Genomic DNA, 18,933 nt, shown 5'->3' on the forward strand with positions numbered 1-18,933 from the left:
GATTAGTTTCTTTTTTCGATTATACCATCTTTACTTATTGTCAATCCTTTTCCAGCTGATTTTTGATTCCCTTTTTCGGTAACATTAATAATTTCTCCATTTACGCGAACAGTGGTAGTAGTAATGCTATCGTTTTCAGTTTCATTATTTGATACATCGATTGATATGTTTTCGGTATCCACATCGTTATATTCGTTCTCATCAGCTGGGCAATTCAAACATTTGGCTTGGTTTTCTCCAATTTTGTATACATAATTATCTGAACTGTAGTGCAGGTTAAAAAATTCATCGTCAGATCTGTCATAGTTTTGCATGCTTGCATCTGGCTTGATCATCGTGCCTTGAGGAACAAACAAAGTGATTTCTACTTCTTGGTCGCGGTATTTATTTTTTAACTCTGTTAATAAGTAGTTGTTAAACACCAAGCGATTACCGTTAATGGTATAGTTGTATTTAATTGCCTCAGCTCTGTTTTTTGCTTCTGATAACGATTTACCTCTGGCTTCTTTCTCAATTTGTACATAAGCCACTTTCTCGTTTGTTTTTTCAATTCGAATGCTCACTTCTGTTGAGTAAATGATGTCTGTACCTGTAGAATCCTGTGTTACAATAAAATCATTACGATCGTCTATATTTTTAGCAAAGTAATCATTGTGTTTGAATTGAATGAAAAGCGTATCGTTTGGTTGTAAAGCTAAATTTTCTTTTTTAACCACACGTCCGTCAACTGCAAAGGCACTTGCTTGTTTAATACCAATCGAAATGGCCAATGAAACAGCAATAATCCACAAAGCTAGTAAGGTATATTTTGCTATAGATCCAATCGATTTCATGTTTGGAGCCAACAATTTAAAACCTAGTAATGATAGGAAAAAGAACGGAATTCCTACTGCAAAAAACATTAATAATCCGAAAGACCAAACAGGATAATCTGTATAATTGCCCGCCTCTATAAAGTCTTGCCAAGGAAAATCAATAAAAGCTCCTGAACCTATTGTGAAAATCCCAATTAATAAAAAGATCAAGGTTGAAACACCAGTCAGGATTAAAATGATACCTAAAAACTTAGCAAATATTTTAAAAATAGTCATGATAAAATCTCCAAACGAGTTTCCTATTTTGTTTGCTCCAGTTCTTATTTGATTGCCGTATTTGTCATAATCTACATTTTTTAGCTTGCCAGAAACGTTCTCAAATTCTTCTCTTACTTTTTTTTCAATGTTTGATATATTTACTGGCTCTCCTGTCATTTCAAGTTTTTCAGAAGTAGTTTTAGCTTCAGGTGCTATAATCCATAAGATTATGTAAATAAGTACTCCTGTTCCAAATCCAGCTAATACCAAAAACACAAATATTGCTCTGATCCATACTACATCAATCCCGAAGTAATGGCTCAATCCAGCTGCAACACCACCAATCATATTTTTATCGATGTCGAGATATAATTTCTTAGATTTCCTTCCAGATGTATTGTAATTGAAGGTGTGCTGAGTATTAGTGTTTTCGTCCTCAATAACATAGTCTTCTGGCTGACCCATTACAGCAATCACGGCATCTACATCTTTTAAACCAACCACGTGTTTGTCACTCACTTGTTTTTCATTCAACAACTCAGAAATACGCATTTCAATGTCTTTAATAATTTCATCATGTCCTGACGAATTTGATAAAGAGCGTTTAATTGCATCAAAATATCGAGTTAATTTTTGGTATGCATCTTCATCAATATGAAAAAACATTCCGCCTAAGTTAATATTTACTGTTTTGTTCATGACTATTGTTTTTGGTTGGTTATTAAGGTTACGGCATCTGAAAGTTCGGTCCAAGTGCCACTTAGTTCTTTTAAAAATGTGTGTCCTATTTCGGTTAAACCGTAATATTTTCTGGGTGGTCCTGAGGTTGATTCCTCCCAGCGATAGTTCAGTAAACCATCGTTTTTCAAGCGGGTCAATAGCGGATAAATGGTTCCTTCTACCACCAGTAATTTTGCGTTTTTCAAAGTGTCTAATATTTCCGATGTGTAGGCATCTTGCTCTTTTAAAACAGATAGGATGCAAAACTCGAGAACACCTTTACGCATCTGTGCTTTTGTGTTTTCAATGTTCATAAGTACTTTTTTTTGATTTTTTGTTGATTAAACGATTCATTTTTTGATTGATGATTGATGATTTATTTTTGATGTTTTTTATCAGGAGCTGTTTCCCGCTTTTCATTACAATCTTTTTTAAGTAGCTCGCTGCTTTGCGCTTCGTACTTTAAAAAAGGATTTCCATTGCAATCGGGGCTAGGGGCCAAATCCTTACTTTCTAAAATCCCGTTCTAAAACTTATTTTATAAACGGAATAGTAATTGGGTATTTGTATTTTTCTCCGCTAGATGCTTTGATAGAAGCGTAAATAATTAAGAAAAACTCCGAAACTTTTAAAACTGCCAGTAAAGCAATACAAACAAATCCTGTTGTTAAGGCTACAATGTGATTTTCAAAATTGAAATTCTCAATAGTATAATGATTTTCGCGCACCAAAGTGCTCAAAGGCATATCTTGAAACACCGAAATGATAAAAGCAGGTACCGCAATTACAAGCAATAGCAACGAGTACAATAACAAACTCAATTGAAAATTAAGTACTTGTTTTCCGTGGTGATCTACAAAAGTCGATTCCTCTTTTTTTGTACTCCACAAAACAATCGGGAAAATATAATTCCCAAACGGAATAAAGTACTGTGTTAAACTACTCAAGTGAGTAAATGTGGCAATGTTTTTTTCTGATGATGTTTCCATGTTTTGATTTTTTTTGATGATGATTGAAACTCGGCTTTCGTTTTTAAATTAGGTTACCTAGTAATTTCTTATGCAAATATATGTTCAAAAGACAGTATCTTGCTTCGCATAGTACCTAAAATTAACATAAAATTAACAAAATAAAATAGTAGGCACGCATAGTAAATTGTTGTATATTAGCCAAAAAACCAAGTAATACGCATCTTGCAGCTAATAAGAGTTCACTTTTTACGTAAAGTAAAATGGCTGCAATATTTTCGATACAAATTTTTAAAAATTAGTTATTATGACTCTAACTGCCTCAAAACTGAATAAATTTTTGATGTTTAAATTGCCTTCTGCTTTTATATGCGGAGTGCGAGTACAAAGTATAAACGAATCTGCTTGTGTGGTATCGGTAAAACACCGTTGGATCAATCAAAATCCATTTAATTCGATGTATTTTGCTGTGCAAGCCATGGCTGCCGAGCTTGCTACGGGTGCTTTAGTCATGTTTCAAATTCAAAAAAGTGGCCGCAAAATATCCATGTTGGTAGCTAATAATAAGGGCAATTTCACCAAAAAAGCAACTGGTCGCATTACTTTTACTTGCCAAGATGGTCATTTAATTGCCAAAGCCATTTCAGAAACAATTGCAACAGGCGAGGGGCAAACCTTCTGGATGAAATCAATTGGCATTGACGAAAAAGGGGTTCAAGTATCCGAAATGGATTTTGAATGGAGCGTGCGCGTAAAATAAAATAAACCACTATGCTTATTACTAAATCCTCAAAAGATAGATTTAATAATAAGCATAGTGGTTAAAATTGGTGTTTATTTTTTCCTTTTACGGGATAATAATTTTTTTGTTTATTTGTCCTTTAGTTGTTTTTACTGAAACAATATAAACGCCTGAAGTCACTGATTTTATTGGTAAAATTCCTTGCTGTACTCCATTGTCTTTTGCATCCCATTCTGCTATTATTTGACCCAAGATGGAATACATTTTTACAGTTTCTACACTATTATCTATTGTGGTATTCGTAATTTCAAGCTGACTTTTGCTTCGAGAATGGGTTACTGTAATTTGGTTATTGTCAATTTCTTGGTCGTTAGTTCCTAAAGTTTTATCGGCGAATGTCAACGCAAAACGGTTTTCGATTTTCCCTAAAGGCAAATTAACCGTAAAACTTCCATTGTGAATGTTATGATAGGTATTGTTACTCATGTCATGAATAAACATCATTTGCTGATTATCAAAATTTTCAGTTCCATCAATTAGAAAAGTCACTGGGCCTTCGCGATCTGTTTTTATACCCAAAGGATAACTTGCAGTGGTATCAAAACGTCCAACTCCTTGAATTACTAAAGGATTTGTTCCTTGTAAATAATACATATCCGCAGGTAAGTTATCCATTGTCATACCATCATAACCAAAATCAAATCCGTCTGTTGCTTTGTCTTCCATAAAAGCTAATAGTAATTGCCTGTGGTATCCACTTGCTGAATTGATACCCAAGCGCACTCTTTTAAAAGTATCTGCGAGTACGCTATCATTGTCATTATTAGGTTTTGCGACAGCGTTTTTTGAGTCGTTTTTAGTCTTAAACAATGTAGTCGATACTGCAGCAGTTTCTTTTTGAAAAGCACGCTGCCCATTATTAAAATTGACACTTCCGCCACCGCCACTTTTGCCATAAACAAAAAATCCTTGACCCACCGGAATAAATTGTTTCGGTACTTTGTTACTTAAGCCTACGCCTGCAATTAACTCTGGTACTACTGGAGGCAAACCACCTGATAAATTAAAAACGGCATAACCACCTTGATAGTCTTTTAAATAATGGGTGTTATTATTCGAAGCGTGTTCCCAAAAGTATAAAGTACCATTGATTCCGGTGTTTTCAAAATTGTCAATTGTAGCTAAATTATCTGTAATGAATTGAACGGCATTTAATGCAGATGGGTAAGGGTTTCCCGTAAGTAAAAGTTGATTGGCACTTACGGTATTGGTTGTGATAGTTCCGTTATTGGGTTTGCCTACAAAAGTATAATTTTGTAAAGCAGTGCCTGCTCCTGAACCTTTTAGGGTAAAGCCTTGTCCCACACGTAGCGAACTGTTTTCAGTAATTTTAATCCAATTGGCATAGGCGCTGGCATTATTTTCAAATTTGTAAAGCCAATAGCGGGTTACACTAAGTGGAGCAGTAGCCGAACTATTTAATCCGTCTATCCAGTTAATGTCAACAGGGTTTGCGGGGTTAGTTCCATCTTTAAAAACACTTTTTACACTGTAATCTGTATTATTAGTCGTGGCATTTATTGGGCTTACAGGCGAACTCCAATAATTATAATTGAACAAGTTAGTTTGACCTTGTTGGTCACGCTCAATAAATCCGGTACTAGTAGGAGCAAGGTCGCTTTCGGCTGTTTGTACTAATTGTGACATACCTACCAAATCAATTTTGCCGTTTAGGGCCAAGTACCAATCGTTTTGTAATTTAGAATCATTGGTAACTGTTACTGTTTTTCCCGCGTCAACAAACATTCCAAGGTCGATTGTATTGGCTGATTCTGTTATGTTGTGTCTAACATGTACAATAGACCAGTCTTGGTCCATAATATCTTGACCACGAACTTCTTTGGTCGGACTGTTAGCCGCAAGCGAAAAATCGCCATCACGCTCTGTGATAAAGGGCATTGGAGCTTCTTGCACATTCATGTTTTTAAAATTGAATAATTTAGCGCCTATCAAATCGATGCCAACTGTAGTTAAGTCATCAATAACATCGTCTTTGTAGGTGTCCATTCTGAAATAATGAAGCATGTCAGTGATGGAGAGCAAATCAGATCCGCTGGCAATATTTTTTGGAATTACAGTTCCCTGAATTTGTGATCCAACAGATTGAATTTCTTGATAAACCATTCTTTGCAGTTGCGTATCCGTAAGTGCCTTACCAAAAACGCGTATTTCATCTATTTTACCTCTGAAGAACTGCGAGTTTAACAAAGGATTTTTACCCACAGTGAAGATGGATAAATCAGGAGCAATACTACCACTGATGGATAGTACGCCAACTACATTTCCGTTCAGAAACAGCTTTAACGAGTTGCCATTAAAAACAGCTCCTACATGATACCATTGTGCGGTATTCAAGCTAACGCTTGTTTGAATGCTTTGACCGTTTAGAGTCACTACAAGTTTACGACTTGCATCAATTTTGAGATGGAATTGATCTTGACCCAAAAGTATTCCTTCAGCTGAAAACGAGGGGTTGATGTCAATCCAACACATGAGTGTTGCACCACCCAATCCGCCAAGAAGCGAGCTACTTTGAATAAAATCATTTCGGCCGTCAAAGTTTAAAAATAGTTTGGTATTGATGTCTCTTGGAGAACCAAAAACAGTAGTATTAGTATCAAATGCATCTAGAATACCATCTTTGTCAATATCTGCTCCGCCATCAATAATTCCGTCATTATTAGCATCTAATATTTTATTTGGATATAAAGTTGCTGTGTGTGACAAATCGAAAGTAATTCCATTTGACTTTATGTCTAAATAATTGGGAATTCCATTTCCATTTGTATCTAATAAAAAGTCTAAAAAGGGTGCAAGTAAACTGCCTTGACCCAAATTCCCGTATTGGTTAGCTCCGGTTCCATAGTCATAAATATCCAAAATTCCGTCCCCAAATCCTTCGGTATTTCCATCGCCGTTCATGTCTTTGTTTCTAAAAGATTCTGTCTCTAGACCGTCACCCACACCATCTCCGTTAATATCTCCATCGCCATTTTCGAAACCTAAAAGTGCATTGATATTACCAGCACCTGATTCATCTACATCAAATATACTGTCGTTGTCGCTGTCTAGATCCAAATAATTAGGAACGCCATCGCCATCAGTGTCTAAGGTTGGTAAGGCTGCTATCGCCTCGGCCAAGTCATGTAAACCATTTGAATTTATATCTACCCAAGCGGCATCAACTTTACCTTTTCCATTACTCAAGCTACCCAATCCAATTTCAATTACATCTTCTATTCCGTCATTATCGGAGTCCAAATCAAACAGATCAGCAACGCTATCGCCATCACGATCGCATAATGTTTGCGATATCAGGATGTCATCCAAAGCCAAGTCATTACCTCCGCCGCCTGGTGCATTATTTTTGAACCGAATGGTAAAAGCATTGACATTGCCGAGATTGACACTAGTAGAAAACTGCATCCATTGACCTTGTGTACAAGAATTGTCAAGTACATTACTGGAACAACGACCGATATCTCCAGTATTAAACGTATTCAATAAATTGTTAGATAGGTCATAAAATTCAACCGTAATATTGGGTAAAATTGAACCGGGATAGGTATTAGCTGCCATGATATTGAGCGCCCAAAAACTGTAGGTTATAGGTAAATTAGACAATACTCCAGTTATAGTAGTTTCATAAAAAGTGCCTGGAGTAAAACTTGCATTAAATACAGCCATTCTTCCGTTTGTATCTCCTGGTGTATGATCTTCACCATTGTACCAAGCTAAATCTCCATGGATATTTTCAGGATCGCTAGCGGTTGTTCCTGTTATTTTTGACACAACGGTATATTCACCATCATCTAAAATCTTTGAAGTTTGAAACGGGCAATCGGTTGTGTTGGTTCCTACAATTCCATCCTCATAGCAATAAGTGGTAGTTGCATTGTAAGTTGCTGTAAAGTTAGAGGTACGTGCGCCTGTACCAAAAGTTTCGTTCAAAAATTTATAATCAACTTTACTGCCATTTGAACTGTTGCAATTATTTTCTTCGGTGATGTCGGTAATGCCATCGTTATCATCATCAATATCAAAATTGTCAAAAACACCATCACCATCACTATCAAAAAAACTTTGAATTCCTGTTCCTTGTATTGCGAAATCGAATGGGTTTTCGTTGCTATCATTGTTAGCTATAGATAGTGTCGCATTTTTAAGTCCTACAGTACTCGGATTAAAACTTATAGAGAATGTGCTTGATGCACCAATAGCAATTATTAAAGTAGGAGACGTATTTACACTAAAATCAGCAGCATTGGGTCCGCTAAAACTGATGGCTCCAATAAGTAGTGGTGCGTTTCCGGTATTTAAAATTGTAAACGTTTTTGTGATAATTCCTGTGCTGATTTCCATAGATCCAAAGCTGGTCCAATCGGCTGTTGTAGGAGTGAGGTCACCATCACTTATTGCTAAGGAATTACCTGTTATTGAAATTTCGGGTTCAGCAACTGTTGCAGTCACAGCCACTCGGGTGGGTGAAGTACAAGATAAAGTGCTTGTTTCAACATAATAGGTGGTTGTTGTGTTGATAAGTGGTGTAATAAAAGTTGGGCCTGCACCTAGGGCTAAGCCGCCACTAGGAGCGCTAAACCACGAGATAGTGCCTGCTGATGCAATTGCTGAAAGCGTTACTAAGCCAGGTCCTATTGTGCTGCCGGTAGTTGTGCCAGAAATGGTCGGTACTGCATTCACAGTAATGTTTGCAACGTTGTTTAATGAAAGAGTTGCACTGCAAATAGTTGGTGACACCCCACTTGAAAGGTTTGTAATGGTTAAAGTAGTAGCTCCCGCATTGTTTAGTGCCGTAGTAGAAAAACTTCCGCTGCCTAGTAGGTTAACTGCCATAGTGGCCGTAAGTCCTGTAGCCGTGTTGGCTCCTGATAAGTTATAAGTTACTGTGTAATTACCCGAAGGTAAGTTTAATGCGAGACCGAGTACGTTAATTGTGCTGCTTGCTCCTGCGCAAATTGGAAGCCCTGCTGTGGTAGAAAGTAGTAAATAGGTAGGACAAAGCCATGTTAAAGCTACTTTTCCTGAAGCACCAAAAGCGCCGTTATCATTGTTTTTTCCTCCGCCGCCTCCGCCACCCGGATTAACTCCCGCCGTCGCGATTCCGGCTGCAGCACCGTTACCACCATTGCCGCCACCACTTGGGGCGATTGCTCCAGATTGTAAAAGCGCGGTTGTGCCCTGAAGTAAGGTTCCTGCTGATGAACCTCCACCGCCACCATTAGTTCCTCCATTGGCTCCATTTCCGCCCGAAAGAGTTAAGTCACCAATACTGGTTACACTGCTGCCTCCAGTTGCTCCAGTCGTTCCATTATTAGGAACTGTATTTCCTCCTTTGGCTAAAAGCGTACTGTTGTTAATTACCCACGAATCTCCGCCCGGTGACGTAGCACTGCTGCTTCCAGCTCCTACCGATAAGTTGTAAGTAGTACCATTTGAAACGGCTATGGTTTTGCGGGCATAAGCTCCTCCGCCGCCTCCGGCATAAGTGCTGTTGCCTGAGGTTTTACTGCCGCCTTTACCTCCGCCGCCCCATGCTTCTGCCTGTATAGTAGTTACTCCTGATGGAACAGAAAAAGTATGAAGTCCTGCTGTAGTAAAGGAAAACGTTTGTGCTAAAGCAGTATATTGTAAGGTTACAAATAGACAAATAGTACTTATTAACGTGAATAGAGGTAGAGTTTTATTCATAATTTAATATTGTTTAATTATTAATTTATGGTATTTAGTTTCTTTCTCTTGTTCTGGTGTTTTTTAGAGAAGTTTTTTATCTAATAAAAATACTTACTTTTATAAAAAAAACGTTTAAAAGTATAAAATAATCGTTGAAATGCACTTTTATTCTTATTTTGTAAGAATAATTTTTAAATTTTATTTTTTGTTTATTAATATTTTTAATGGTTTGATTTTTAATGCGATAATTAAATTGTAAAAAAAAAGAGACCTCTCTGGTGGAGAAGTCTCTTTTTTTAAGTGTAAAAAATTAAAGTTACTTGACAATAATTTTTTGTGTCATAATGCCTTTTGAAGTTTTAATTTTTACAATGTAAAACTCAGAGCTGTTTTCAGTGATTGGCAATTTATGATAAAATTGTGTTTTATCTTTTATGTCCCAAGTTTTGATACATGCCCCTTGAATATTATACAATTGTACTGTTTCGATAGTGGCATCTTTAACACCGTTTGTAATGTTTAAGGTGTTGTTGTATCTTGTGAATACCGCTTCAATACTGTTATTGTCAGTGGTTGGTTGCTCAATAGCAGTTACTGCTTTTTTATCTGTAAAGTGTAATGCGAAACGAGTTTTGTCTTCACCTTTGGCAACAAGTACTTCAAACGGTCCTTTTTTGATGCTATTATAGGTATCGGTTTGAGCATCGTAAATAAAGTAGTTTTGATCAGCATCAAAGTTTTCAAGGTTATCAATTACAAATGATACTTTACCTTCCTCAGCCATTTTTACTGCAATCGGGTACGAGGCTTCTTTATTAAAGTATCCTTCACCTTGAATGCTCAACATTTGATCTTTGTTCAATAAATACATATCGCTCGGTGACCCATCAATGTTTGGTGCATCATAACCAGGATTGATGTCGTTATTGGCTTGTTCATCCATAAATGCTAAAAGCACTTGACGGTGGAAATTGTTACTCAATATATTAAATCCGATATGGATTTTTTTATTAGAGCCGGGCTCTAACATCGTATCGCTATTGTCGGTCCAATGGTCTTGTACCGGTGCTTTACTTGATGTTGTGCGATACATTGTTTGAGATGATGTGTTTGCGGATCCGTCTGGATTGGTTTCTTTAAAAAAGTCTCTTTGTCCGTTGTTGAATTGCAAGGTCGTACCACCACCACTTGTAGTACCAATCACAAAGAAGCCTTGCCCTACTGGAATATATTGGTTTGGTGCTACTCTGGTAGAAGTACCTGAAGGGTTAATGAAATTCACTCCCATTGAACTAGGTAGTGTTCCTCCTGAATTATTTCTGATAGCATAACCCCCTAAATAATCTTTTAAAAAGTGTGAATTATTGGCGCTATAATGTTCCCAAAAGTATAAGTTACCAGTTATAACACCAACATTGTCATTGATGAACTGTGTAGCATTTAAAGCTGATGGATATGGGTTACCAACTAATAACAGTTGATTTTTTCCTACAGTATTGTTAATTGTTCCGTTATTTGGTTTACCAATAAACACTAAATTTTGTGTAGCCGTTGCAGCTCCACTACCTTTTAAGGTAAATCCTTGACCTGCACGTAAAGTTGCATTCTCGTTAATTCTACTCCAGTTTGCGTAATTATTAGATAAATTATCAAATTTATTAATCCAATAATTAGACAAAGTTCTTGGTGTTGTGGCATTGTTTGCATTTAAGCTAGACGTCCATTGAAAAGCAGCAGGACTAGCTGGATTGGTACCATCGCGAAGTACCCCTGCTACTGTATAATCGGAATTATTGAGTGGATTGCTAATCGGTCCAACAGGTGATCCCCAATAGTTGTAGTTGTAAAAATTAGCTTGTCCTTGTTGATCGCGTTCTATTTTTCCAGTTATTGTGACAGCTAAATCACTACCAGTCTTTTGTACCAATTGTGAACGACCTACTAAGTCAATTGTTCCATCTAATTTTAAATAATGGGTTACTTCCATTTTTGTTCCATCAGTTTGTGTCCCTGAAAGTGAATTTGCTGTTACCGTATTGGTATTGACAAACAAACCTAGTATTGTTTTGTTGCCTCTTGATCTAATATTATTTTTTGTTCTTACAATATTCCAGTCTATTGAAGGTTTAGGTATTATATTTATAATTGACAGGCTGTGAGGAACATCTTGAATGGAACCGAAAGCCCACACTGCATTATCTTCCCAATCTCCATCTACTGAAGATTCATAGGGCAAAGGTGCTGTTTGAACATTTATAGATATTTTATCAGGAATTACTAAACTTCCTCGGTTCACGTTTTTTGAATCATCATCAAGGTGTGTTCCTATGTAAGAGTTCATTGAGTAGTATGCAAATAAATTATTCCAAAGTAATGCACTAACATCATTTTTAGTAATTGTTGATGGAATGATTGTTCCTATTGTACCCGTACCGCTCTCCAGTATTTCTTGATTCATGATGAATTGAATTTCAGTTGCTGTTAGTACACGATCCCACATTCTAAGTTCGTCTATATCTCCTTTGAACAAGTTGTTAATAGAAGTTTTACTTAAGTATTGACCACCAATACTAAAGATTCCTGTTGATGGAGTAATTGGACCAGTCATCGTTGTCACTGATTTTTCGAAAACACCATCTATGTATATGCTTAATGTACTACCAGTATAGGTAAATGCTATGTTGTGCCATTTTGCATCTGGAAACGCAGTATTTGATACAGTACTTCGTAATGTAGTACCATTATAAAATTCAAAGCGAACTCTATTGTCGTTTTGTAAAACTATTTGATAGCCATTTCCAGCTGCAGATTTTTTAGATAAAATAGTTCTTTCGGTACCTGACGTATTAGCGCCATTTGGACGTATCCAAGTCATTACCGTAAATGAGGCAGGTAAATCATTCGTAGCATCTACTCGAACATAATCGTCAAAACCGTCTAAGGTAATGTGTAACGGGTTTGTAGCTCTGTGTGCAACACCAAAAGTGATGTACTTGGTGCCATCAAAATCATACAGACATGTTTGATTGCCTCCTGTTGTTGACATAAATACGGTCTCTAAACCTGTCGTAAATGCAGCATTAGTAGCTACAACCATCACATAAGCATCTGTCGGTCCCAGCGCAGGCAAACCACTTACAAAAGATGCAGTTGGAATAGCAACCCTAGTTGTAGGTACATCACCGTTTACTTCATTTACCTTCCATTTGCGATTAACAACTTCTGTAATTGTTGTGATGGTAGTTGGTCCAAGTGAGATAGGTAAATCAACACCAGAATCTATCATGCTACCATTGTCAGAGCCCCAGATTAAAAAGTTTCTATCAGTGGGGAAAGTATTGGTATTGGCATTATTGGTTGCGAGTACATCGCCAAGGCCAATTGTTAAAACTGTACCTGCATTTTCACTTTTTGATTGTTTTTGGTTTAATGCACTACTATCATCACGTCCAATTCCTGCAATATTATAATTAAAGCCATTATTGGCTACTGTATTCCAAATTGTATTTCCATTTGAATCTAAGTAATCCGTATCACCTAAATTTGTTGCCGTTGTGCTATTAGTAGCATGCAGTGTTATTCCATTTTTGATGGCTAGGTAAGATTCTATTTTCTTTTTATCTACAGCAGATTTTGGGCTAGAGTAGGAAATAATTTCGGATATTTTTCCGTCTAAATAGGAGTCCGCATCATTACCATTTAGTGAAAATCTACCCACACCAAGATTGTATTGAAGGTTGTTGAATTCCGAAAAATTTAAAGTACCGGTAACTGTAATCTGATCCGTTGCAACAGATTCTCCTGCGTAATTGTCGATACGAACGCCATTTTTATAAATTTCTGTAGCTGTACCTGCTGCATTTGTTTTTACGTTATAAATAGTTGTTTCTTGAACGTAAGTATCTGTTGTAGATGCGTAGGCTCTACCATAAGAATTAGTTGATGGAGATTGCGGTACAGATCCTATACTGTGTGAGACAATTTCGTTTTTGTATCTGGCAGTAAAGGGACCTACTGCAAATGCGGTACCATCAAGATGAAAAGAACTTACAGAGGTTCTACCAGATATCGGTGCTTGACTTAATACTGACGTACTACTTACGGTATTATTTGTCTTAACAACTATAAAATAATCTTGAGAGTAAAAACCACCTTTACCTCTCATCGATGTAGCTCCTGCATCAGTAAAATCTACAATCGGGTTGTAATTAATGTTTCTTGCACCATCTCTAAAAATAGGTCTAGATGCCCCAATACCTACTGCATCATTGTTATTTGCTTGGTCGCTCCAGGTACTTAATGCAACTCCATCTGCGGTAGTACTTGTGCCATTATTGGCTTTTAACCATAATTGTAAATTATTTGGTGAATTCCCTGGTGTTAATGGTTTGTTGGCAAATGGAGTTATTGGATCTCCTTTTACAAAGAAATTATCTACTGCAACCCCTCTACCGACAGTGCTGCCGTTTGAATTAAAAACCACTCTAAATCTCAAATTTGATTGATTGTCTAGTATGTTACTTTGAGTGCTGCGCTCCACAAAATTATTAACTCCAGGAATTAGTGCGGGTTGCAATTCACCAAAACCTAAAGTACTGCCAAGGGAACTAGATAGGGCGTTTGTATTGCTTACTTTATACCAAGACTCAGAATTAATATATGCTCCCAGGACGTTCCAGGTAACTCCGTTGTTAATGCTATACTGAATTTGCATTCCATCGTTAGAATCAGGGATGTCTTCCCGCAAATCAACATGAATTCTAATGTTTGTGTAGTTAGCGGTACTTATATTCGGTGAAGTTAATGTAGCTTGTGTATTGTTGGCATAGTTGTTTCCCAGTCTCCAATAATTTCCTTCTGCAAGGAAAGGTGTAGAACCATATTGCCAGTTACTTCCGCCGGTACTAACCGCAGTCCACCCTCCATTGTTTGCATCAAAATTTTCATAGTATAGCGTGTAGCTTTGAGTAGGGAAACTAGTTCCTGTACCGCTGATACTGAAAGTATAAGGGTTTTTGCCACTCACATTTGTTGAAAAAGATAATGTTGCATTTCTAGTCCCTAAAGCTGAGGGATTAAAACCTATTTCAAATGTTGTGGTCCCTCCTAATGCTGGGGTCGTTTGTGGTGGTCTTACAACGAAAAAGTCAGTTGCATTTGGTCCAGTAAAGGTGATAGCTCCAGGATTAAGTGTTGCAAGAAGCGCGTTATTTTGAATGGTAAAAACTTTTGTAATTACTCCAGAAGTTTCATTTGTAGAACCAAAATTTGTTTGATCAGCAACGTTCGGGGTAGTATCATTGTTACTAATCAATATGCCTTTTCCATAAACATCAATTTGCTGAGCAAACAAAACGGAACAATTTAAAATAAAAAACACATTGAAAATTTTGTTCAATTTTTTAAGTAAAACTTTATTCATAAGCTAAGTTTTTGACAATTTATATTTGTGGTATTTACGTAAAGTATTCTAATTTGGTTTTTAAGGTGTCGTTTTCTGACTAAACTTAATGAAAAATAATTTTCAAAAGTACAGTATTTATTTTTAATTCAAATCTATTTTTATCGATAAAAAGCATTTTATGCCGCTTAAATTCAATATTTTAAGATTTGTTTTATTTTTATCTAAAAATACTGAAATTTTAGAGAAACAAAAAAGCTACCAGAATACGATAGCTTTTTGATTTTTTATGATGTTTCTTAGCTTTAGTTTTTAACAAATTTTTTGTTAGTAAGTTGACCTTCATTTTCTATTTCTAAAATATATGTTCCTTGGCTAAGCTGTGCTACGTCAATTTCAGGTTGGGTTAACTTGCCTTTAGCTACCAATTGTCCTAAAATAGTATATATCTTATATTGGGTTTTCTCTGGTACCATACTTAAATAGATAAAATCACTCACTGGATTTGGGTATAAAACTATACTACTGCTTTCTTTTGTAACCTTTACAGTATTCATTCGTTCTGTAGTCGTGCCTATGTTAATAGTGTAATCTTCTACTTGACCGTACGTAAATACTTCACAGGATGTTGGTGTGGCGTTAAATTTCATAGACACTCGCATACGTGTTGCGCCCAAACGAGCAGTTGTTGGAATGGTTATGGTAGCACTTATTGGTGAGGCCGTTGTAGCAGCTCTACCAAGGATCCGCTCGCCTGCATCAATAAAATCTCCATCTCCATTATAATCTATCCAAACTGCGTAACCTTCGTTGTACCTTGTGCTTGCCCAGACAGGTGAAATGCTTAGCGTGTATGCTGAGTTTCGGAGAACTGTTGTACTGATATTGGTGTAGTTTTCATAGCCTGCGCTGCTTGTGCTTGAATTATTTATTGTGTTGAATGTTACTCTGCTTATGCGTTCGCGAGTGGTATTGTTTCCTTGCGAATTGCAATAGGTAACCGCTACCGCTGTTGTAGTTACACTTAAGTTGTTGCTGTTTGCAGACAGGTTTCCTGCGGCATCTTTGGCACGCACCGTAAAAGTGTAGTTTGTAGCAGCCATTAATCCAGTTACGGTGTAGGTTGTGCCTGTTACTGTGGCGCGTAGCACTCCGTTTTGATACACTTCGTAGGCTGTAACTTGGTTATTATCTGTTGCGGCAGTCCAAGACAAATTGGTGCTTGTAGCTGTAGTGCTACTAGTCAACAAGTCTTGTGGTGCAGTAGGAGCAGTGCTATCAATAATTACATTTTGAGTAGTAGTACTACTATTGCCCTCTGCATCTGTAAAAGTCCAGGTAACTACTGTAGTACCTTGAGTTGTAATAGGGAAAGTAGTTGCAGTAGTTCCAGTTATTGTACTGCTACAATTGTCTGTTGCCGTGGGCGCTGTAGGTGTTACGGCTTGTTTGCTAGTTATTGCGGATAAAGTTGGTGCAACCGGAGCTAAAGCATCTTTAATCGTTACAACTGCGATGCAAGTAGATGTTTGGCCTTGATCATCAGTTACGGTCAAGGTTACATTTTGATTGGTATTTACTTGCGCACACGTAAATGTATTTGGTGATACACTTGTGCTTGTTATTGCAACATCATCTGTTGATCCGTTGTTAATATCGGCAGGTGTTACAGTCAAAGTTCCGCTGCTGTTCAAGAATAGTGTTGCATTTTTACAGTTAGCGATTGGGGCTGCTGATTTTTCGATGATTTTAATCACTTTAAAGTCGTCAACATAAAAGCCGTCAAATGTTGTGGTGTATCCATCGGTGTTGTTTGAGCTATCAGATCGCATGTAAAAACGGAAACGTGCAGCTGTTGCTCCTACCAAAAAACTATTATTGTTGGCATCAATTACTATTTCTTCCATTATCCATTTTCCCATTTGATCCCCGTCATAGACTACACCGCCAGCTCCGGCTGTATTTTGAAAATTGTTGGTAGATGCTTTTGTTGCATGCGGATTGGTCTCTGTTGTTGAAGTAGATTTTGTATAATTTCCGCAGAGCGGTGTCCAATTGGTGCCGTTGGTTGATCCTTGTATTTGTACTAAATCGAAATTTCGTTCAAGATCCCATTTGGCATAGTACTGTATTAAAACTCTTGTGGCAGCTGTTAAATTTGAGGTTGTAGCTGTAGTTAAGGTTTTGTTGATATTGTTAGCATAGGCTACTGTAGACGCATCTGTGATTGATCTAGTGCCTGTAAAACCAGAAGATGCGTTGACCCATGTTCCTCCAGCTTGTGTCCAATTTGACAATAAGTTCGTGTCAGGATTGTCATTAAAAACAACAGCAGGTTGGTAATATTTTACAAAATTTGCATCGTAAAGCACGTAATCTCCATTACTGAGTTTGACATTGTATTCTATTTTACTATTTGCTTTGATGTTTGGAGACAATTGCAAAGCTGCAGTAACATTTCGTTGTTCCAAAATAGACATATTACTTAGTGTAGTAGGAGATGTTATCGAGGTGATATTTGATGAAATAGGAGTGATGGTTAGGGTATAAGTGGACGCTGTTTGCCCCAATCTTTCTACTCCAAGAGTAATGTTGCTATTAAGTGCACTGATGTTGCTTTGTGTTAGATCGTGTAATTTGGCATATTTTCCGGCGTAATAGGCAGCTATAAGATTCATGCGTAGCGCTCTTTTTGCAATGGCAGTAATGCTTAATGGGCTAGGCCAAAAACCACCTTCAGCAAGGCTACCATTTTCAGGAGATAAGGAAAGAGTGTTTTTGCCAGAACCTACTGACCCGGTACCATCATTCACGCCACCGGTCATCCAGTCACTTGCGTCGCCACTTGCTGCATACAAAATACCGGGTGCTGGACCATATACGTAACGGTTGTATTGCGTCATGTCATGGCTCAGTTTTGCAAATTCACGCTCTCGACCAGTTGGTACACCAGATTTTCCATTCACCGGATGCGGAACAAGGTTGCTGTAGGCGTGGTGATTTAAAGCTGTTTTAAAATTTTTGGTGAGTACAAAGTCACGCATCATTTGGGTCTCAGGTTCAGAGAAGGCAGCTGTACCACGGTATGTATTGTCACAAGCTACTGCAGATGATCCAACTAAGCCGTAATAATATCCATAATTTCTGTTAAGATCTACACCTCTTGTATTATTGGTACTAGCTGTTGTTCCAGCGTCACAAATTGTAGGTCTTAAGTTTTTACGTTGCATTCCACCGCCATTTGGGGCAATGGTTTCGTTCCAAGCTAGGCCATCTGGGTTTGCAACTGGGATGAAAAATAATTCGGTGTTGTCAACAATGCTTTTTATAAAGGGATCGGTGTTATAATTTTCAAGTAAATACCACATGTAATAGATGGTGTTCATCATACTGCTTACTTCTCTTGAGTGGGTCATTCCGGTGTATAAAACTTGAGGCTCAGCCTCAGTCGATGCAGGGTTATCCGAAATTTTTACATAATAAATAGGTCGTCCTTGATGTGTAAGTTGATTTGTCGGTGATATATTGCTCTTGACAGAAATTAAGTTTGGATACAATTGTCTCATTTTATCTAACTCAGCATTTACACCACTATTTGTTAAGCTTCCGCCAAACGTAGTTGGTATTTTAAAATTAGAAGGTGTTGTAAAATTGATTTCGCTGCAATCATTTTGTTGTCCAATATTTCCAATAATTACATTTTGTACGCTAAACGATTTGTTAGTTTGTGATTGGCGTTTTTCACGAGTTAAATTGAGTTGAGCTTGAGACATGTCTTTTTGAGCTCTTTCAGAATAATGTTTGGTTAAGTCAGTAACAACAGTTTTATATGAGATTCCTGCATCTTTTAACTTTTTTAGTTCATATGCTGAGAGTTCTAATTGCAGATAAGCTTTTGTATTGATAACGCCACAGTCCATATCGATACCCAAATCGACCATTTTTTGCTCCACATTAGTCTGCGTTTTAGGAATTTGTACGCGCTGGTGCAACTGCTGTTCTTGTTGACTTTTAGTATTTTCTGTTCTGGATTTTGGGGTTTGCGTGTGTCCAGTTGTAATAGCTCCCAATAAGAGTAAAAAAAGTAAAGTAGTTTTTTTCATAGTGATTTGGTTTGGTACGTAAATATATAAAAAAAAAGTGTGAATCTCAATTTTACACATCGATGAAAAGCATTAAAATCCGATAAAAAACACATTTATTGTAAAATGTTTTCTTTAAGTATTTGTCTTATAGCTATTTTACAAGCAGGTCACTTTGGAGTTGTTTTTAGCAAAA

General features: G+C 37.1%; 7 protein-coding genes. 1 reads left to right on the top strand and 6 read right to left on the bottom strand.

Annotated elements, in window-relative coordinates:
• Window positions 1-2: 2 nt before the first annotated feature.
• The 3 genes from G9Q29_RS10235 to G9Q29_RS10245 form a co-directional block, all read right to left on the bottom strand.
• The gene (locus G9Q29_RS10235; protein WP_166136662.1) at window positions 3-1,772 is read right to left on the bottom strand and encodes a PspC domain-containing protein; all 1,770 of its coding nucleotides are present in this window, start codon (window positions 1,770-1,772) and stop codon (window positions 3-5) included.
• A gap of 2 nt (window positions 1,773-1,774) precedes the next feature.
• Entirely contained in the window at window positions 1,775-2,107 is a 333-nt protein-coding gene (locus tag G9Q29_RS10240) for a PadR family transcriptional regulator (RefSeq protein WP_166136665.1), read from the bottom strand.
• A 219-nt stretch (window positions 2,108-2,326) separates the two neighbouring features.
• Window positions 2,327-2,782, bottom strand: coding sequence for a DUF4870 domain-containing protein (locus G9Q29_RS10245; protein WP_166136668.1), 456 nt, complete (start codon window positions 2,780-2,782; stop codon window positions 2,327-2,329).
• A 286-nt stretch (window positions 2,783-3,068) separates the two neighbouring features.
• On the opposite strand from G9Q29_RS10245, the gene G9Q29_RS10250 reads away from it, so the two are divergent.
• Window positions 3,069-3,521: a DUF4442 domain-containing protein gene (locus G9Q29_RS10250; protein ID WP_166136670.1), complete on the top strand. Its 453-nt coding sequence runs from the start codon at window positions 3,069-3,071 to the stop codon at window positions 3,519-3,521.
• Between the two features lie 87 nt (window positions 3,522-3,608).
• On the opposite strand, the gene G9Q29_RS10255 is transcribed toward G9Q29_RS10250, so the two are convergent.
• The 3 genes from G9Q29_RS10255 to G9Q29_RS10265 all read right to left on the bottom strand — a co-directional run bounded on the left by G9Q29_RS10255 (window position 3,609) and on the right by G9Q29_RS10265 (window position 18,758).
• The gene (locus G9Q29_RS10255; RefSeq protein ID WP_166136673.1) at window positions 3,609-9,272 is read right to left on the bottom strand and encodes a choice-of-anchor D domain-containing protein; all 5,664 of its coding nucleotides are present in this window, start codon (window positions 9,270-9,272) and stop codon (window positions 3,609-3,611) included.
• Window positions 9,273-9,570: 298 nt separating this feature from the next.
• Complete coding sequence (locus tag G9Q29_RS10260; RefSeq protein WP_166136676.1) at window positions 9,571-14,676, bottom strand: LamG-like jellyroll fold domain-containing protein; 5,106 nt, start codon at window positions 14,674-14,676, stop codon at window positions 9,571-9,573.
• 284 nt (window positions 14,677-14,960) lie between these two features.
• Window positions 14,961-18,758, bottom strand: coding sequence for a M14 family zinc carboxypeptidase (locus G9Q29_RS10265; protein ID WP_166136679.1), 3,798 nt, complete (start codon window positions 18,756-18,758; stop codon window positions 14,961-14,963).
• Window positions 18,759-18,933: the final 175 nt, after the last annotated feature.

The organism is Flavobacterium turcicum, assembly GCF_011365745.1.
Classification (GTDB): Bacteria; Bacteroidota; Bacteroidia; order Flavobacteriales; family Flavobacteriaceae; genus Flavobacterium; species Flavobacterium turcicum.